The sequence below is a fragment of the Nostoc sp. genome (genome assembly GCF_036918015.1).
Classification (GTDB): Bacteria; Cyanobacteriota; Cyanobacteriia; order Cyanobacteriales; family Nostocaceae; genus Nostoc.
On the sequence record NZ_JBALEO010000089.1, the window covers coordinates 52,243 to 71,410 of the forward strand.

General features: G+C 43.9%; 12 protein-coding genes. 6 read left to right on the forward strand and 6 right to left on the reverse strand.

What is annotated here, in order from left to right; genetic code table 11:
- The first annotated feature begins 240 nt into the window (after positions 1 to 240).
- Positions 241 to 2,106 (forward strand): ATP-dependent zinc metalloprotease FtsH4, encoded by a 1,866-nt coding sequence (gene ftsH4 / locus V7K61_RS27060; protein ID WP_335058210.1) that lies wholly within the window; start codon positions 241 to 243, stop codon positions 2,104 to 2,106.
- A 342-nt stretch (positions 2,107 to 2,448) separates the two neighbouring features.
- Here ftsH4 and moeB read toward each other — a convergent pair whose 3' ends face one another.
- On the reverse strand, positions 2,449 to 3,621 hold the full coding sequence (moeB, locus tag V7K61_RS27065) for a molybdopterin-synthase adenylyltransferase MoeB (RefSeq protein WP_335058212.1): 1,173 nt from the start codon (positions 3,619 to 3,621) through the stop codon (positions 2,449 to 2,451).
- A 140-nt stretch (positions 3,622 to 3,761) separates the two neighbouring features.
- Positions 3,762 to 4,220 carry a M67 family metallopeptidase gene (locus V7K61_RS27070; protein WP_335058215.1) on the reverse strand — a complete coding sequence of 153 codons (459 nt, stop codon included), beginning with the start codon at positions 4,218 to 4,220 and terminating at the stop codon, positions 3,762 to 3,764.
- A 521-nt stretch (positions 4,221 to 4,741) separates the two neighbouring features.
- Here V7K61_RS27070 and V7K61_RS27075 point away from each other — a divergent pair.
- The 4 genes from V7K61_RS27075 (at position 4,742) to ptsP (ending at position 16,788) form a co-directional block, all read left to right on the forward strand.
- Positions 4,742 to 8,074, forward strand: coding sequence for a beta strand repeat-containing protein (locus tag V7K61_RS27075; RefSeq protein ID WP_335058217.1), 3,333 nt, complete (start codon positions 4,742 to 4,744; stop codon positions 8,072 to 8,074).
- A gap of 514 nt (positions 8,075 to 8,588) precedes the next feature.
- Positions 8,589 to 12,704: a beta strand repeat-containing protein gene (locus V7K61_RS27080; RefSeq protein ID WP_335058219.1), complete on the forward strand. Its 4,116-nt coding sequence runs from the start codon at positions 8,589 to 8,591 to the stop codon at positions 12,702 to 12,704.
- Positions 12,705 to 13,013: 309 nt separating this feature from the next.
- The gene (locus V7K61_RS27085; RefSeq protein WP_335058221.1) at positions 13,014 to 14,210 is read left to right on the forward strand and encodes a hypothetical protein; all 1,197 of its coding nucleotides are present in this window, start codon (positions 13,014 to 13,016) and stop codon (positions 14,208 to 14,210) included.
- Positions 14,211 to 14,271: 61 nt separating this feature from the next.
- A complete protein-coding gene (gene ptsP, locus V7K61_RS27090) occupies positions 14,272 to 16,788 on the forward strand; it encodes a phosphoenolpyruvate--protein phosphotransferase (protein WP_335058223.1) in 2,517 nt (838 codons plus the stop codon).
- Here the strand turns inward: ptsP and V7K61_RS27095 are convergent.
- The 3 genes from V7K61_RS27095 to V7K61_RS27105 form a co-directional block, all read right to left on the reverse strand.
- Positions 16,772 to 17,089, reverse strand: coding sequence for a type II toxin-antitoxin system RelE/ParE family toxin (locus tag V7K61_RS27095; protein ID WP_335058225.1), 318 nt, complete (start codon positions 17,087 to 17,089; stop codon positions 16,772 to 16,774). The genes ptsP and V7K61_RS27095 overlap by 17 nt on opposite strands.
- Before the next feature lie 2 nt (positions 17,090 to 17,091).
- The gene (locus V7K61_RS27100; RefSeq protein WP_335058227.1) at positions 17,092 to 17,418 is read right to left on the reverse strand and encodes a type II toxin-antitoxin system Phd/YefM family antitoxin; all 327 of its coding nucleotides are present in this window, start codon (positions 17,416 to 17,418) and stop codon (positions 17,092 to 17,094) included.
- A 129-nt stretch (positions 17,419 to 17,547) separates the two neighbouring features.
- Positions 17,548 to 17,892, reverse strand: coding sequence for a winged helix-turn-helix transcriptional regulator (locus tag V7K61_RS27105; protein WP_335058229.1), 345 nt, complete (start codon positions 17,890 to 17,892; stop codon positions 17,548 to 17,550).
- A 79-nt stretch (positions 17,893 to 17,971) separates the two neighbouring features.
- Here V7K61_RS27105 and V7K61_RS27110 point away from each other — a divergent pair, with 79 nt between their 5' ends.
- Positions 17,972 to 18,463: a cupin domain-containing protein gene (locus V7K61_RS27110; RefSeq protein WP_335058231.1), complete on the forward strand. Its 492-nt coding sequence runs from the start codon at positions 17,972 to 17,974 to the stop codon at positions 18,461 to 18,463.
- A 78-nt stretch (positions 18,464 to 18,541) separates the two neighbouring features.
- Here the strand turns inward: V7K61_RS27110 and V7K61_RS27115 are convergent, their stop codons facing one another.
- Positions 18,542 to 18,931 (reverse strand): hypothetical protein, encoded by a 390-nt coding sequence (locus tag V7K61_RS27115; protein ID WP_335058233.1) that lies wholly within the window; start codon positions 18,929 to 18,931, stop codon positions 18,542 to 18,544.
- Positions 18,932 to 19,168: the final 237 nt, after the last annotated feature.

A 19,168-nucleotide genomic window follows, 5' to 3' on the forward strand; every position in this document is an offset into this window, starting at 1 on the left:
GAGAGATGGCTAACGAGCATCATGAGCCTTACAGCCCATCGTAGACATTGCTCAGATGCGAATATACCAGCATTTTTGACTAGTCTTTAATCAAGTTTATCAAAGGGTTAAGGGAAATAAGGAACAGGGGAAGCAGGGGAAAAGCAATACCCAATACTTCGACTACGCTCAGTACAAGTGCCCCCTACCCTATGCCCAATTTTCAAGTTAGTTTTCATTATTTAAGGATTGGTAAAATCTATGGGAATTAAAGAACAGCCTAAGTCACCTCGGTTTCGGATCGTTGCTAATATATTACTGGCAGTATCAGGGCTATTCCTGCTCTTAAATTTATTTTTGCCTGGTTTATTTGCTTCTGGCCCTACTGGTGTTCCTTATAGCCTATTTATTCATCAAGTACAGGAAGGGGAAGTCAGCCGCGTTTCTGTTGGTCAAAATCAGATTATTTACCAATTAAAAGCAGAAAATGCCGAGCAGGCTCAAGTGTTTGCAACGACACCAATCTTTGATTTAGAGTTACCCAAACTGCTAGAAGAAAAGGGAGTTGAGTTCGCTGCTACACCACCGCCCAAAAATACTTGGTTTACAACCCTCTTGAGTTGGGTGATTCCACCACTGATTTTTATTGGTATTTGGCAGTTCTTTCTCGCTCGTGGTGGTGGCGGTGGGCCCCAAGGTGCGCTTTCCATTGGTAAGAGCAAAGCTAAGGTTTACGTTGAAGGCGAATCCGCGAAAATCACCTTTGCAGATGTGGCTGGAGTAGAAGAAGCGAAAACTGAGTTAGTAGAAATTGTAGATTTCCTCAAGACTCCGGCACGGTTTACGCAAATTGGCGCTAGGATTCCCAAAGGTGTGTTGTTAGTTGGCCCTCCAGGTACTGGTAAGACACTGTTAGCGAAAGCCGTAGCAGGAGAAGCAGGAGTTCCATTTTTCAGCATCTCTGGTTCCGAGTTTGTCGAATTGTTTGTCGGTGTAGGTTCTTCCAGAGTCCGGGATTTGTTTGAACAGGCCAAAAAACAAGCTCCTTGTATTATATTCATTGATGAATTGGATGCGATTGGTAAGTCTCGTAGTAGTAACGGCTTCTACGGTGGTAACGATGAAAGAGAACAAACCCTCAATCAATTACTAACTGAGATGGATGGGTTTGCGGCTGGGGATGCAACGGTAATTGTGCTAGCTGCTACTAACCGCCCCGAAGTACTAGACCCGGCATTGCTGCGTCCAGGCCGCTTTGACCGCCAAGTGTTGGTAGACCGTCCCGATTTATCTGATCGTGAAGCAATTCTCAAGATTCACGCTCAAAAGGTAAAATTAGGAGATGATGTAAATTTAAAAGCGATCGCTACTCGTACCCCTGGTTTTGCTGGCGCAGATTTGGCAAACTTGGTGAACGAAGCCGCATTATTGGCAGCGCGCAATCTGCGTGAAAGGGTTGCTCAAGAAGACTTTGCCGAAGCAATTGAGCGGGTAGTTGCCGGTTTAGAGAAAAAGAGTCGCGTGATGAACGAGACTGAGAAAAAGATTGTTGCATACCATGAAGTTGGTCACGCAATGGTCGGGGCGCTCACCACAGGAAACGGTCGCGTAGAAAAGATTTCGATTATTCCTCGTGGGATGGCAGCTTTAGGCTACACTCTGCAATTACCAACTGAAGACCGCTTTTTGATGAATGAAACAGAATTGCGGGGTCAAATTGCAACTTTGTTGGGTGGACGTTCCGCTGAAGAGATTGTGTTTAACAGTATTACTACAGGTGCTTCCAACGATTTGCAACGAGCAACTGACTTGGCAGAACGGATGGTAACAGCTTATGGCATGAGTAAAGTTTTAGGCCCATTAGCTTACCAACAAGGACAACAAGCAGCATTCCTGGGTAATGGTGGTGCTAATCCCCGGCGGGCAGTAAGTGAAGACACATCCAAAGCCATTGATAGCGAAGTCAAGGAAATCGTGGAAACAGCCCACGAGCAAGCCCTAGAGATTCTCAGACAGAATCGAGACTTGCTAGAAGCGATCGCAACTCAACTCTTAGAAACAGAGGTCATTGAAGGCGAAAAACTGCACAGTTTACTAAGTCAAGTGAAACCCGTAGCTAATTCGTAATTCGTAATGACGCTCTCTACGTTCGCGCAGCGTGTCGCAGACAGACGCTAAAAGCGTAGCTTGCTTCCCCATAGGGGTACGAAGACTCGCTAACGCTACGCTAACGTAATTCGTAATTCATACATAGAGGGACGCAGAAGATAACTTTGCGTCCCTCTGCGTTAAACCTCTGCGTTCCTTTGCGTTTCAAAAATGCCACTCACCGCAATGCAAACACAGTCATAAGGAGATGAGGGAATGGGGACTTAAACCGCAAACTCGCTCTGCTGACTGAGGGCAGAAAACAGAGGCTAGTATTCCTCCTGCCTCCTGCCTCCTGCCTCCTGCCTTCTGCCTCTCTTGTTAATACTCTGGAACTGAAGAATCGATTTCTCGACTCCAAGCGGTAATTCCGCCTTTGACATTCGTCCCCACAATCCCGGCTTCCTTGAGAATAGCTAGGGCTTTTGCCGATCGCCCGCCCATCTTACAATGAGCAATTAAGCGGTGGCCGTTCAATATTTCCTTCACCTTAGCAACTCCATTCCCATTTTCAATGTCTGGTAAGGGCACCAACACTGAACCCGGAATCTTGGCAATGTCGTACTCATGGGGGTTGCGGACATCCAGCAGTACAAAATCCTTCGCACCGCTATCCAACAATTCCTTCAAATCCTTGACGGTCATTTCTTGACTTTCCAACTGCTGTTTTGCCTCCTCTGCCTTAGCTTGTGGAATCCCGCAGAATTCTTCGTAATCTATCAGCTTTTCAATCACTGGGCGAATCGGGTTCGGACGCAGCTTTAACTCCCGAAATTTCATATCCAAGGCGTTGTATAGCAGCAATCGCCCGCTAAGAGTGTTGCCTTGTCCCAGAATGATTTTAACAGTTTCGGTTGCTTGGATTAAACCAATAATTCCTGGCAAAATTCCCAATACGCCACCTTCTGCACAAGAAGGAACCATCCCTGGTGGTGGTGGTTCTGGGAAAAGGTCACGATAATTCGGGCCACCTTCGTAATTAAATACAGTAGCTTGCCCTTCAAAGCGTAAAATTGAACCGTAGACGTTTGGCTTATTTAGCAATACGCAGGCGTCGTTAACTAGATATCTGGTGGGGAAGTTATCAGTACCATCCACTACGATATCGTAAGGTTGAATAAGCTCCAGGGCGTTTTCGGAAGTCAGACGAGTTTCGTATAAATCAACCTGACAATAGGGATTAATCTCGTGGATGCGGTTTTTTGCCGATTCAATCTTGGGTTTACCCACCCAGGATGTCCCGTGAATTACTTGGCGTTGCAGATTAGAAGTATCGACAATATCAAAATCGACAATCCCGATGCGTCCAACACCCGCCGCCGCCAAATATAAAAGTAATGGTGAGCCGAGTCCACCTGTACCGATACACATTACACTAGCGGCTTTCAGGCGCTTCTGTCCTTCTAGACCTACTTCCGGTAAAATCAGGTGTCGGGAGTAGCGTTCGTAATCGTCTTTGGTCAACTGGATTTCGTCCAGATTGGGATTGAGCATAGCAGTTATGATGTGGGAAAGCGGAATATTAATCCTATCGAAAAACTGGATCTTATATAGAGATAGGAGTGGGAAAGACGAATTTTCATCTGTAATAGCGGCGAAAACCGCGATGAATCACTGTCTTTAAACTAAGTCAGTTATTTTATATTTTCAATTTCCTCTGCTTGAAACTGATGAGTATCATCAAGGCTCCAACTTTTGAGTTCTCCAGCTTTGCCGTTTTGGACGGATACTATTATATACGAGTATCCCTGCCAAGCGTATAGGCGATCGCATTCTGAGGGTATAGCAGGATGATCTGGGTGGGAGTGAAAAATGCCGATAATGTTCAATGAGCGATCGCGTGCTTCCCTTTGTGTTTTTAACATAACTTCGGGTGCGATCGTATATTGCCGTCTTTTACTTTCTGTTGTGCGTTCTCCTGGAAATTCAGCAGCCGCTTCAGTATTCCAAGCATTTTCTGTTGGCATGACTTCTACCACAGTTTTGCCCTCATTAGCCAGATAACCCAAAATTATACCACAGCACTCATCTGGATAGGTGCTTTCGGCATGAGTGCGGATGGTTTGCAAGTGTTCTTGGCTAAGTTGAATCATGTCTGCGTTTGTAATTTTAGCAACTTCTAACAATTCTTGCTTAATGCGTATGCTAACAAAAACCGCAGGCGTTTGCGATCGCGCAACGTTCCGCAGGAAAGCTTACCGTACCCCTCCGAGGAAGCAAGCTACGCGTAGCGTCTGTCTACGACACGCTGCGCGATCGCACAGAAGGTATCGCAGCATAAAAAAGAAAATATGTATTTTGTATAACTCATCGAAACATTTACTTACTGAGTTATGACCTAGAAATTAGAAGAATATAAAGAATATACAAAGCTCAGTGCTTGTACATACATTTATCAGCCAGTAATGTGAAGAGTATGCAAAGATGAGTCTTTAAGCGTAGACATCTAAGTAACATATTCACTATGTAGTTATTACTACTTCTCTTCAAGGATGACATGAAAGTATGCCGAAAACGTCAAATTTCGCCAAATTATTTGTGTCCTAAAAATACACAAACCGCAGATTGGCAACTGAAATTTACTGAAAAAATAGATTTAGATAGGTAGAAACTTATGGCAAATATCAATGGTACAAACGGTAATGATACCCTCTATGGGACAACAAGTAATGACTTGATTAATGGTTTAGCAGGTGACGATAAACTATATCCTAACGGAGAGGACGACACCCTCAACGGTGGCGCTGGTGATGATAGCTTCTACGCTGGAGCATATACTAATGGTGCTTTAGCAACTGGTGGCGGCGGCAAGGATAAATTTTTTTACGCGGCTGACCTTAACCGGAATCTTATTCTCATCACCGATTTCGATGGCATTGGTAAAGGCTCAAACCCATCAGCAGAGGTGATTGCCTCTGTGGATACCTTGCAATTTACAGGAGATGAGCAATTCACGGCGAGAAATTTGTTACTAACTCATAGTGGAAACGACTTAGCAATCTACTTTGAGCAGGAGTTTGGGTTTGCTTCCACATTTTTTCTGCAAAACTTTGTCCTGGAAAACCTAGACAATTTAGCCCAAGTTGGCAATATCCTGTTCTATGGGCAAACTAGTATTACAGACAGCTTTGATGTCTTCAATGCCAATTCCACCCAAAGCACTATATTTAAAAAGAACACAGTCACTTTTCTTAACGACCTCGACAATAATGTTAACGGCTTTGACAACTCAGATGATGTCATCAATGGTCAGGGGGGTAATGACAAAATCGACGGCTTGAGTGGCAATGACTTGCTGCGGGGTGGTATGGGGAATAATACTCTCATCGGTGGTGCAGGTGACGATACCTTGCGTGCTAGTGATTCATTAGGTAATAATCTACTGAATGGAGGCGATGGCAACGATTCTCTTGTCTCTAAATCGTATGGCAAAAACACCATTGAGGGTGATGCAGGTGACGATACCTTGAATGCTAGCTTTTCATCAGGCGATAATCTACTGAGTGGAGGCGATGGCAACGATTCTCTTGTCTCCGGCGCCTTTGGTAGTAATAATACCCTCAACGGTGGTAATGGCGATGATATCTTCACCACAAGTGTCGGTGGCATAAACAATAATATCTTCACAGGTGGCGGTGGCAAGGATAAATTTGTTGTTTACAATTTCTCATACAACAGCAAAACTAATAATATTATCACCGATTTCGGTGGAGTAGATAAAAACATAAATCCCTCGGCAGCAGTGATTGCCGAAGTGGACACCCTAAGTTTTCAGGACGATGACTTCTTATTCTCGTTTACTGCTCAAAATCTGCTGCTGACCCAGAATGGCAACAATCTGGAAATCACCTTTGCAGGGTGGCTTCCTAAAGGCAAACTCATCTTGGAAAACTTTGCCCTAGAAAACCTGGATAACCTCAGCAAATCTACAGGAGCGACTGTAGACTTAGGCAACATTCTGTTTGAAGGGCAAACAAGTATCACAGACAGCTTTGATGTCTTTAATGCCAACTCCACCCAAAACACTCTCTTTAAAAAAAACACAGTCACTTTTCTTAACGACCTCGACAATAATGTTAGCGGCTTTGACAATTCAGATGATGTCATCAATGCTCAGGGGGGCGATGACAAAATCGACGGATTGAGTGGCAATGACCTTTTGAGAGGTGGTGTAGGCAATAATACCCTCAATGGTGGTACTGGTGATGATAGCTTGAATGTTGACTCTTCATCGGGCGATAACCTCCTCTCTGGTGGCGATGGCAATGATTCTCTCTTTGCCTCTGGCTACCAGTATTACTCCAGCCAATACCAAGAAGGCGACGACACACAAGGCGACGATCTTCGCTTAGAGGGTAATAATACCCTCAACGGTGGTGCCGGTAACGATAACTTGAGTGCTAGCGGTTCAAAAGGCGATAACCTACTTTTTGGTAGCGATGGCAATGATTCTCTCTCTGTCTCTGGCTATTACTCAGTCCCTGGCGGCAACTCTTTCCAGTACAGCGACAATCGCGCATTAGGCAATAATACTCTTAACGGTGGTGCTGGTGACGACACCTTGAGTGCTAGTGGTTCAGCAGGTGATAACCTCCTCTCTGGGGGTGATGGCAATGATTCTCTCTCCGTCTCTGGCTTTATCGAATATAATTACGACTCCTCCTCGAACTCTGTCTCATCTGGCAATAACACCCTTAATGGTGGCGCTGGTGATGATACCTTGGATACTAGCGGTTCAACAGGCGATAACTTGCTTTTTGGTGGCGATGGCAATGATTTCTTATATGTCAGCACCCTATTAAACACCCGATCTCAATATCCTCCTACCACCTCTGATTTAGTGACTCAAACGGTAGATGCGGGTAAGGGTGACGATTTATTGTCCGTCGATTACACCTTTGCTACCGGAGGAATCACTTCGACTTTTGATGCTACTACTAACATTGGATCGATTACGGCAGGTACGGATCTAGTTAACTATAAGTTTATCGAACGATTCAATATCTTAGGTACAGCCTACGATGACAACATCGTGGGGAATAGTAGTAACGATCGGCTCTCGACAGGTTCTGGTGGCAAAGATACGATAGATGGAGGTAAGGGTGACGATGTGTTATCTGTCAATTACACCTTTGCTACAGGAGGGGTCACTTCGACTTTTGATGCTACTACTAACAGTGGATCAATTACTGCGGGCAACGATCGAGTTAACTATAAGTTTATCGAACGATTCAATATCTCAGGTACAGCCTACGATGACAACATTGTGGGGAGCAATGGTAACGATACGCTTTCCCTGGGCTATGATGGTAATAATGGTGGCAAAGATACTATAGATGGGGGAAAGGGTGACGATGTGCTGTTCTCCTATTACTACTATAGTGATGTTAGTAATACCGAGGGAATCACTTCGACTTTTGATGCCACTACTAACAGTGGCTCGATTACGCGAAGCAATAATCGAGTTAGCTACAAGAATATCGAAGGATTAAATATCATAGGTACATTCCGCCCTGACAATATTGTGGGGAGCAACGGCAACGATACGCTCTCCGGGGGCTATGGTTATAACAATTCTTCATTCTATCATGAACTTTCAGATAACGATACCCTTTATGGAGGAGATGGTACTGATACCTTTTTTTTCCATAGTATTAATAATAATAATGAAGAAGGTATCGATCGCGTTTATGACTTTAACGCGACTAATGAACTAATTCAAGTACCGGCTAGTTTTGGTGGCGGGTTATCAATAGGTTCACTTAAGACAAGCCAGTTTACCCTCGGAACATCTGCAACGACAAGCGATCAAAGATTTATCTATGACTTCACTACAGGTGCACTGTATTTTGACTCTGATGGTAGTGCGGGTGTAGAGACTCAGGTACAATTTGCACAATTATCTCCTGGCTTGACACTAACCGAAAACAATTTTGTGGTTGTTTAATTTTTATTAGCGCTCTGCCATCAGTCTGGATAGAGCTTGCGAGGTGCTATTTTGAACACCTCGCATTCGATTGATCGATACAATTACTTTTAACAGAGAGGATGTGTTAGGTTTTGTTCCTTAACTTTTGGCATGGGTGCGGATGGTTTGCAGTATTCTTGGTTAAGTTAATTTATGTCTGCGTTAATAATTTTGATAACCTATAGCGATTTTTGCACGGTTATATATTGGCAGGCGATCGCTCTCATCGTAGTATAAGTTAACCAAGGCGTAGGCGAGCATTTACCGCAGGCGTTAGCGATCGCGCAGCGTTCCGCAGGAAAGAGACTCTTAAAAAAAGTATACGTAAAAACCTTGGAATAAGGTGAATATTCGAGAAATTTACTGTTCCTCAAGGGTGACGTATAAAGTATGTAGTATGTAGATTTCGGTGAATTTTTGCGCTCTTAAACAGCACAATCTGCAAATTGACAACTGAAGTTACTGAAAAAATTGATTCAGGTAGGTAAAAGTTATGGCAGATATCATTGGAACCAGCGGTGATGATACCCTACAGGGTACTTATAATGAAGCGGATACAATTAAGGGTCTTGCAGGCAACGATACCATATATCCTAACGGTGACAAAGACACCTTAAGTGGTGGAGGCGGCAATGATAAATTTGTTTCCAACGGCACTGCTATCATCATCGATTTTGGTGGTGTAGGTAAAGGGACAAACCCGACAGCAGCAGTCATAGCCGAAGTGGACACCCTAGAATTCCAGGGCGATGGCTCCAGTGCCCAAAATTTGTTGTTGACCCAAAAAGGCAACAATCTGGAAATCAGCTTTGCAGGGGATGCTTATATAACGAGGTTTTTTGATGCCCCAGTTATCCTGCAAAACTTTGCTCTGGAAGACCTGGAAAACCTCAGCAAATCTACAGGGGCCACTGTAGACTTGGGCAATATCCTGTTTTCTGGACAAACTAACACTATAGATAGCTTTGATGTCTTCAATGCCAACTCCACCCAAAGCACTATCTTCAACTTGAATACAGTCACTTTTCTTAACGACCTGAAGAATAATGTTAGCGGCTTTGACAACTCAAATGATGTCATCAATGGTCAGGGCGGGGATGACCTCATTGACGGCTTAAGTGGCAACGACATACTCAGAGGTGGTACGGGCAATGACTCCCTCATTGGTGGTGTGGGGAATGATATTCTCGTTGGCGGTACGGGTAATGACTCTTCCACAGGTAATCACTCCCTCGTGGGTGGTGCGGGCAATGACTCCCTCGTTGGTGGTACTGGTAACGATTACTTAAATGTTGAATTTTCAACAGGCGATAATACCCTCAACGGTGGCATTGGTGATGATATTTTGGATGCTGGGGCAACATCTGGGAATAACTTACTCTTTGGGGGCGATGGTAATGATTCTCTCTCCACCTCTAACGTTTATAGCAGCTTCAACCCTAACATCTATTACCCTTCCTCAAGCAATAACACCCTAGAAGGAGGCGCTGGTGACGATACCTTGAATGCTCAGTCTCCATCAGGGAATAACTTACTTGCTGGGGGCGATGGCAATGATTCTCTCTCCACCTCTGGAATTACAACTTATAGAGGAGACCCTAATTATAAGGCATCAGGCAATAACACCCTCAACGGTGGTGCTGGTAACGATACCTTGAATGCTGGCATTTCAACAGGCAATAACTTACTCTCTGGGGGTGATGGTAATGATTCTCTCTCCATATCTGGCGATAGTGTTGACTATAGCGGTCGAGAGTTTTATTACATTTCTTCAGGCGATAATACCCTCAACGGTGGCGCGGGTGACGATACATTGACTGCTGATTATTCAACAGGCGATAACTTCTTCTCTGGGGGCGATGGCAATGATTCCTTCTATCTAAGCACCACATCTTCAGATACTCCCCTCTCTGATTTAGCAATTCAAACGATAGATGGGGGAACAGGTGACGATTTGTTATCCGTTGATTACAGTGTCGCTACAGTGGGTATTTCAACGACATTCAATGCCACTACAAACAAGGTAGAAATTACGGCAGGCACATATCGGGTTAGTTACAAGAATATCGAACGATTGAATATCTTAGGTACAGCCTATGATGACAATATTGTGGGAAGCAGTGCGAACGATACGCTCTCTGGGGGGTATGGTGGCAAAGATACAATTGATGGGGGAGCAGGTGACGATCTGTTGTCCGTTGATTACACCTACGGCAATGCTACAGGGGGGATCGCAACAACATTCAATGCCACTACTAACATTGGATTAATTACGTCGGGCACAAATCAGGTTAACTACAAGAATATCGAACGATTAAATATCTCAGGTACAGCTTACGACGACAATATTGTTGGCAATAGTGGCAACGATACACTCTCAACAGGCAATAGTGGCAAAGATACGATAGATGGGGGTGAGGGTGACGATGTATTGTCCGTTGATTACATCTCCAATGTCAATATTACAAAGGGTATCGCAACGACATTCAATCCCACTACTAACATTGGATTAATTACGGCGGGCACAAATCAGGTTGACTACAAGAATATTGAGCGATTAAATATCTCAGGTACAGCTTACGACGACAACATTCTGGGGAACAGTGGGAACGATACGCTCTCCGGGAGCAATGGCAAAGATACAATTATTGGTGGTGCAGGTAATGATATCTTGGCAGGTGGGAGTGGGAAGGACACCCTAACTGGTGGCACGGGCAATGATAAATTTGTTTATGACTTGAGCAACAGCTACGATGACAGCACTAATACTGATATTATTACCGATTTCGGGGGCGTAGGTAAAGGTTCAAATCCCTCAGCAACCCTGGTTGACTCCTTAGACAGCTTGCAATTTACAGGTAGTATCTTCTTCACTGTTGAAAATCTGCAATTAACTCAAAATGGTAACAACTTAGAAATTTCCTTCGAAGGTTTCGGTAATGACAGCAAAGTTATTTTGCAAAACTTCAAGTTAGAAAACCTGGATAATTTACCAGCAACTTCTTCACGACCAGCTATTGCCAATATTCTGTTTAATAGACAAACCAGCATCAGCGACAGTTTTGATGTGTTTGATGCTGATTCCACTCAAACCACTGTGTTCAACAGGAACACTGTTACTTTCCTGAATGACCTGGATAACAACATTATAGGTTTTGACAACTCTAATGATGTCATCAATGGTCAGGGGGGTGACGACATCATCGACGGCTTGAGTGGTAATGACCTGCTCAGAGGTGGTGCGGGAAATAACACCCTAGAAGGAGGTATTGGTGACGATACCTTGAGTGCTATCAGTTCAACAGGCGATAACCTGCTCTTTGGGGACGATGGCAATGATTCTCTTGATATCTCTGGCAGGATATTCAGCGACAACTCTAACAGATTCGGCAATTTCGACTCTCGCTCATTAGGCAATAATACTCTCAATGGAGATGTAGGTAACGATACCTTGAATGCTAGCGGTTCAAAAGGTGATAACCTACTCTCTGGGGGCGATGGTAATGATTCCCTTGATATTTCTGGCAGCTACAGTTTCTCCTTCCCTGGCTACTCCTACGACTCTCGCTCCTTGGGGAATAACACCCTAGAAGGAGGTACGGGTGACGATAACTTGAGTGCCGGTGGTTCAAAAGGCGATAACCTGCTTTTTGGGGGCGATGGCAATGATTTTCTTTACCTCTTTGGCTCTTACAGCTATTACTACGCCGAATCCAAGAACTCCCGCTCGGAGGGCAATAACACCCTAGACGGAGGTGAGGGTGACGATCGCTTGAGAGGTGCTGGTTTAACAGGTGATAACCTGCTCTCTGGAGGCGATGGCAATGATGAGCTTGATATCTCTGGTGACTACTACAGCTCCAACTCTAACGACTACTCCGACTCTCGATCATCTGGTAATAATACTCTAGAAGGAGGCGCTGGTGACGATCGCTTGAGCTTTAGCAATTCAAAAGGCGATAACCTTCTGTCTGGGGGCGATGGCAATGATTCCTTTAATCTAATCATTAATTCCATAGATACTGACCTGTCTGATTTAGTGACTCAAACGTTAGATGGGGGTAATGGTGACGATTCGTTGTTCACCCTTTACAACTATGCTGCTGGGGGAATTACTTCGACATTCAATGCTACTACTAATACTGGCTCAATTACGGTGGGCTTGTATCGAGTTAACTACAACAATATCGAACAATTAAATATCTCAGGTACGAGCTATGATGACAATATTGTTGGCAGCAATGGCAATGATATTCTTTTTGGTGCAGACGGTAATGACAGCCTAATTGGAGGGGATGGGACTGATACCTTTGGTTTCTATAATTACAATGGGGGTGTTGACACTATTTATGACTTCAACGCCAATAATGAATTAATTCAGGTATATGCTACTGTTTTTGGTGGCGGGTTATTAAGAGGTTCACTTCAGACAAGTCAGTTTACCATTGGAACATCTGCAACGACAACCAATCAACGATTTATCTACGATTTTGATACAGGTGCATTGTTCTTTGACCAGGACGGCAGTGCATCTGGGTTTACTCAGGTAAAATTTGCACAACTATCTGCTGGACTGTCACTAACCGAAAAGAATTTTGTGCTTGTTTAATCGTAATTAGATTCTCTAATCGTTAAGCGACACGGGTTGCGAGGTGCTTTTGTAAGCACCTTGCAAACGATAGTGCTCAATGCAATTACTTCTAGCATAGAGTAGATGTTGGATTTTGTTTCTCAACTTTCGACATGAGTACGGATGGTTTGCAGGTATTGTTGGCGAAATTTGATTATATCTGCGTTCGTAATTTTAATCGCCTATAGTGAATACCGTCGTGCGTGGGCTAGCAAAACCGCAGGCATCGCAACTCATTAGCCTTAAAGTAGTAACAACAACTTTTTGTGGAATTGCGATCGCGAGACGATGAATGCTCTAATCAATTTACTGCTTTTTTTGCTGCCGATTTTGAGTAGCTTTTGGATTGCCCAAACTTTCAACCCTTTATCTTCTTATCAGCCTCTCCAAGCTGTAGACGGTGCAGCTTTATATAAAAAACAATTAACGAATGGTAATGAAGCGTATTTACAAGTTATTAATCTGGGCAAAATGCATATAGACCAAATTATCGGAGAAGTAGATAATATGGGTCTAAATGAAGGTAAATATTATCAAGGAGAAGGTAAATATTACAGCCCTTTTTTCCAAAACAAGTTGTTTTCTGAAGTTGCAGACGAATATCAAAAACTTTACGCAAACAACGTTTTTTCGGTGATTAATTGTTCTTTTTTTGAACAATACCAATCTAGTACTCAATTATCGTTTCCGATTAAACTCAATGGTGTAATCATCACTGGTGGTACTAGCCCTTATGGCCCAATCAAGGAACCAAAAGATAAATATTATCGTAATATTCGCCTCAAGACTTTAGTCTGGGATGATAAGCAGGCATATATTACTGATTATAATCAAGCTAGTGGTGCTACTCTTAACCAAAAAGCCGTGAAGAATGCGATCGTCACTTACCGATATAGCGATCATCCGGCAAAAGTATTAGCCCAAAACCAAGCGAATAAGTATCAAGTCATTGGTACTCTGAACAAAGATGGTGTTAAAGGTGACGAGCTTTTGTTGATTATGACGGTGAACCAAGCAACTCTGGATGAGGCAGCCGATTTATTACGTAAATTAGGAGTCAAAGGCGATATCATTACCGTTGACGGCGGCAGATCAACTTATTTGTTCAATTCCCAGAAGGGAAATATTATTGTTCCCCAACTGTCTAATCTGCAAGAAAATCCTACTTTCCGACATTTACCTCATTATTTGGGATTCCGTAAGAAAAGCAAAAATCAGGTTGCGCCAAAAATCTCGATCTCTCAACCTGTTGGTAAAGTACTTCCAAAGAAGGATCAGCCTTATTTAATATTGTGGCGGGATAATTTTGATGGTGATGTCTCGATTAAGTTGTACGATGGGAACAAACTTATCCAAAACATTTCTTCCCGTACTGCTAGCGATGGAGTTTATGAGTGGACACCACGTATTTCCGTAACAGAAGGCTATTTTATTCGTATTTCTAGCCGGAAAGACCGGAATATTTTCGGGCAGTTGCAATTGTAGCAGAATGGGAAAATGAAATGGATAACTAGCTAAACGCAAACCTCTCAACAAGGTTGACGGTGTGGCCGCGATCGCAATTGTTATAGTTTCTCACAGTAAACAACTAGCTTTGGGTGTGCGGGAACTCGCCGCGCAAATGGTTCATGGCCAAGTTCCCATTGCTGTTGCAGCAGGTATTGAAGATCCTGAAAATCCATTGGGTACAGATCCGATTCAGGTTTATGAGGCGATCGCTTCTGTTTTTTCTGATGATGGTGTCTTGGTGTTGATGGATTTGGGTAGTGCTTTGCTGAGTGCGGAAATGGCAATCGAGTTTCTGCCAGAAGCACAGCAGGAGAAAGTGTATTTGTGTGAAGCACCTCTAGTAGAAGGCGCGATCGCTGCTGTCGTGGCGGCGGCGGCTGGTAGAGATATTCACCAAGTTATGGCGGAAGCACGCGGCGCACTCTTAGCAAAAGCAACTCAATTGGGTGTAGTTAGTAGGCCATTGTCTGTTGTCAGCCCAATAACAACCAATATAGAATCGCCAACGCGAGAAATCCGGCTGATTGTGAGCAATCGCTTAGGATTACACGCCCGCCCCGCAGCCCAGTTTGTGGCAACGGCAGCCCGATTTCAATCCCAAATTCTGGTACGGAATTTAACGAGAAATACTGAGCTAGTCAGGGGTGACAGTATTAACCAAGTCACAACTTTAGGGGTGCGTCAAGGACACGAACTGTTGATTACTGCCACTGGTTATGATGCAGATGAGGCGCTGGCAGCATTACAGGGATTATTCGCAAATAACTTTGGTGAAGATAATGTTGCCTTGCATTCTCCACCAGCATTTCACCATGAAGTTACACCAACAACTCACGGCGAACTTTCGGGGATTGCAGCTTCTCCAGGAGTAGCGATCGCACCTGTTGTTCATTATCAACCCACTCACATTGCGATTACGGAATATCACGTAGACGATCCTGATATAGAGTGGCAAAGATTACAGGTGGCAATTAACACTGCCAGACAAGAAATTCAAGCAGTTTTCTCACAAGCATCTCTGCAAATTGGTGATGCTGAAGCCGCGATCTTTGATGCTCAACTACTATTTTTAGAAGATCCAGTAATGTTGGAAGCGGCTCATCAACGCATTTTAGACAATCATATAAATGCTGAAGCAGCTTGGCAAGCTGTAGTCGACGAAGTAGCGACTTCCTACCGCGCACTTGAGGATTCTTATCTGCAAGAGCGAGTTGACGATGTTGTAGATGTCGGGCAAAGAGTGCTGCGATTACTAGCTGGGAATGCTGCGGCTAACCTGCATCTTGAGTCACCGGCGATTTTGGTGGCGACTGATTTAACCCCCTCAGATACGGCTGGACTAGATCCGACAAAGGTGTTGGGAATCTGTACTACTTCTGGTAGCGCCACCTCCCATAGTGCAATTATCGCCCGGACGTTGGGTATTCCCGCAGTTTTGGGAGTGGATGCCCAGGTGTTGCACTTGGCTGATGGTACAATAATGGCACTTGATGGTGAAAGTGGCAGAGCTTGGGTAGAACCAGAATCAGACATCTTGGATTTACTGGCAGCAAAGCAAGAAGCTTGGCAAACTGCCCAACAAGAAGCACGAGCTACGGCACATCAGCCAGCGATTACTCGTGATGGTCGGCAAGTTAGCGTCTTCGCCAATATTGGTAGTATAAATGATGTGCAAGTTGCTGTGGCTAGCGGTGCAGAAGGTGTGGGACTACTCCGCACTGAGTTTCTGTATTTAGACCGAACCAGCGCCCCGACTGAAGAAGAACAATTATTAGTTTATCAGGCGATCGCCCAAGTTTTAGATAATCGTCCGCTAATTATTCGTACCCTCGATGTCGGTGGTGATAAGCCGCTTCCCTATATCAAAGTAGGGTTCCCAGAAGCTAACCCTTTTTTAGGTTGGCGGGGAATTCGTTTCTGTTTAGATCGTCCAGAACTCTTCAAAACTCAGCTACGGGCAATTTTGAGGGCTAGTGTAGGACACCAAATTAAGATCATGTTGCCGATGATTGCTAGTGTAACTGAAGTACGTGCAGCTAAGGTAATTTTGGGTGAAGTGCAGGCTGAACTAAATCAAGCTGGTATCGCATTTGATACAGCGATAAAAGTAGGAATTATGGTAGAGGTTCCGTCAGCAGTAGCGATCGCCGATCAGTTAGCTGCTGAAGTAGACTTCTTTAGTATAGGGACTAACGATCTGAGTCAGTACGTCATGGCTAGCGATCGCACTAATCCCCGCGTGGCAAATTTGGTTGATGCGCTACATCCAGCCGTGTTGCGAATGGTGCAGCAAACTGTCCAAGCTGCCCATACAGCGGGGATTTCGGTAGGATTATGTGGAGAATTGGCAGCAGATACTTTAGCAACACCAATTTTATTAGGTTTAGGGCTGGATGAATTGAGCGTAAATCCTCAAAGTATACCTGGAGTCAAGCAGGCGATCGCTCGGTTGAGTATAGTTGAGAGTGAAGCGATCGTGGCATCAGCATTACAACAAGATTCCGCAGATCATGTCAGAGAACTAATCTCAACTTCAGTTACTCACTCTGCGTAAATTCGGTGTCCTGAGCAAATATATTCTCGATATCCCGCGCCCCATGCAGGACACGCATAATTTGAATGCCTCCTTCAACCGAACGGTAAAAGATGACATAATTCCCAGAGGGAAAGCTCCTGATACCTTCCCCTAACTCAGGGCGGTTACGACCAATTCCAGGCATAGCAGAAAGTTTCCGAAACAATTCGGTAAAGCGGTTAAGCAATCGTCCTACTATTGCTAGGTCATCCGCAGCTATGTATTCATAGATGTTATCGAGGTCGCTAACTGCTAACGGTGTAAAAGTATAATTACTCATTATTAGCTATCAGTCAAAGCAGCTTGGTAACGAGTTTGCAGCCGTGCCATCACTTCTTCTCCATTTAAGAGTTCGCCCCTATCAGCTTGATCGATACCCTTTTGAATTTCCTGTTGCAAGTTTTCCAGCTTCAGTTGGTTTAGTTCCTCTTCAAGCTGCTGCAATCGATTAAGCGTCTGCTGAAAAGTATGGGCATCTTGAACCACCACCGCAGCTTTGCCATTCACCGTTAAAACCAGTGGAGCCTTCGTTTCCTTGATTTGCTCAACATAGTTGCTAGCATTGCGCCGGAAGTCTGTTAACGAGTGGATATTTTCAAGATTAACCATACTAGCACCGAATTAAGTACCTGATTCGATACTATTTTCTTTTATCCTATGCGTCAATAAGAAAGCTATTGATACTTTTATCGAACAGAATTCAGGAGTCAGGTGGTCGCCGAGCGCAGTCGAGGTGAGTCAGAATTCAGTATCGGGAATCTCTGTGTCAGAAATATGCTTTAGTCCCCAAGCAGTCATCACTTTTAATACAGAGCGAAGGCTTTTTCCTCGTTCTGTTAATTGATAGTTCATTCGACGAGGATGGTTGCTGTATGGCTGTTTCTCCACCAAGCCCATCTCTTCGAGAGACTTAAGGCGATTTGCCAGAATATTGCTTGAAATTCCTTCAGGAGATTCTAAAAACTCTTCAAAACGTTGTTTTCCAAAAAACATCATGTCTCGAATAACCAGAAGTGTCCAACGATCGCCGATTAAATCAAGCGAACAAGCGATTGGACAGGGTGAACGGCGAGATTGGGTCATTGGCAAAACTAGATTTGCAGGTTACTTGCATTTTACAAGTAATATCCATTATATTAAATTGCAAACTGCAAGTTAAAAATTGAGTGAGGCGATCGTGGCTCAAGTCGCACCAACTGCTAGAACTGGGCAAAACTTTGCTGTGGCTGATTTGGGACTATTTTCTGAATTGCGACAGTTTCTTTTTGAGACTCCAAAAGCACCTATGAAGCTAGAGGGAAAGGTATTTTTGAAGCAGATTCTTAATCTCTCAAGCGCCGAAATTTCGTTTAATAACCTTCCCCCTAAGACATCTCTGCCTTTTTCTCACAAGCATCGTTTAAATGAGGAAATTTATATCTTTGTTCGGGGGAAAGGAGAGTTTCAGGTCGATGGTTGTGTGTTTGCTGTAGGTGAAGGAACCGTTGTGCGAGTAGATCCTGACGGAGAACGCTGTATGCGAAATACTTCAGATGCTGAGGATTTGTGCTGGATTGTGATTCAGTCACGAGTAGGTTCTTACCCAGACCATACCATTCAAGATGGCTTTGGCGTTCAGAAGCGAGTTACTTGGGTTAGCAAGCAGGAGATTTAATGTGAAGCGATCGTGGCATAACAATCAGGGCATCTTGAACCACCACTACCGCTTCCCCTTTCATTTAACTGATAACTGTTAAAATCTGATTCCCAGTTGCCCGTTAAAGCCGCGAATAGAATTGTAACCAGCGCCAACAAAAACGTTATTAGTAGCACCTACCTGAACGCCACCTGAAACTGCAACGCCTTTATCCTCTGAATAAAGTCCAATTCCTACATAAGGTGAAATTACAGGCAAGTTGATAAATTTTAAAACATCTACTCCCGTAGCCCCATCAGCGCCAACTCCTAGCTCAACCCCGAAATTCAAAGCCCTAGCTCCCACAGCATAAGTTACATCACCATCTTTTCCACCGACTGAAACCCAAGGTTGCGGTATCAGTTGAGCCGATGCTTGACTTGGGGCAAACAAAGTTAACAAACCTATAGATGTAATTAATGTTTTAGCAATAATCGCTGTTTTCACGTTGTTCTCCGATTAATTGTTTTTACGACTTATACCAATTCTTTATGAAGACGCATAAAAAGAACCCCAGTGCCGTAACATCTCCTTTTGGTAATACCATTTGCAAAAAAATCTACAGATGCAAAGCTGGAAATCCAGATTAAATCTAACCCCTCTTAATTACGAATTACTAATTACGTAGCTTACTTCTTACCTTTGGCAAGTATTGCGAATTACAAATTGGTATTATTATCTCAA

Excerpts from the sequence above, each read along its gene's own strand:
- ftsH4 (WP_335058210.1), top strand. The coding sequence starts at position 241 with ATGGGAATTAAAGAACAGCCTAAGTCACCTCGGTTTCGGATCGTTGCT.
- moeB (WP_335058212.1), bottom strand. The coding sequence starts at position 3,621 with ATGCTCAATCCCAATCTGGACGAAATCCAGTTGACCAAAGACGATTAC.
- V7K61_RS27070 (WP_335058215.1), bottom strand. The coding sequence starts at position 4,220 with ATGATTCAACTTAGCCAAGAACACTTGCAAACCATCCGCACTCATGCC.
- V7K61_RS27075 (WP_335058217.1), top strand. The coding sequence starts at position 4,742 with ATGGCAAATATCAATGGTACAAACGGTAATGATACCCTCTATGGGACA.
- V7K61_RS27080 (WP_335058219.1), top strand. The coding sequence starts at position 8,589 with ATGGCAGATATCATTGGAACCAGCGGTGATGATACCCTACAGGGTACT.
- V7K61_RS27085 (WP_335058221.1), top strand. The coding sequence starts at position 13,014 with ATGAATGCTCTAATCAATTTACTGCTTTTTTTGCTGCCGATTTTGAGT.
- V7K61_RS27095 (WP_335058225.1), bottom strand. The coding sequence starts at position 17,089 with ATGAGTAATTATACTTTTACACCGTTAGCAGTTAGCGACCTCGATAAC.
- V7K61_RS27100 (WP_335058227.1), bottom strand. The coding sequence starts at position 17,418 with ATGGTTAATCTTGAAAATATCCACTCGTTAACAGACTTCCGGCGCAAT.
- V7K61_RS27105 (WP_335058229.1), bottom strand. The coding sequence starts at position 17,892 with ATGACCCAATCTCGCCGTTCACCCTGTCCAATCGCTTGTTCGCTTGAT.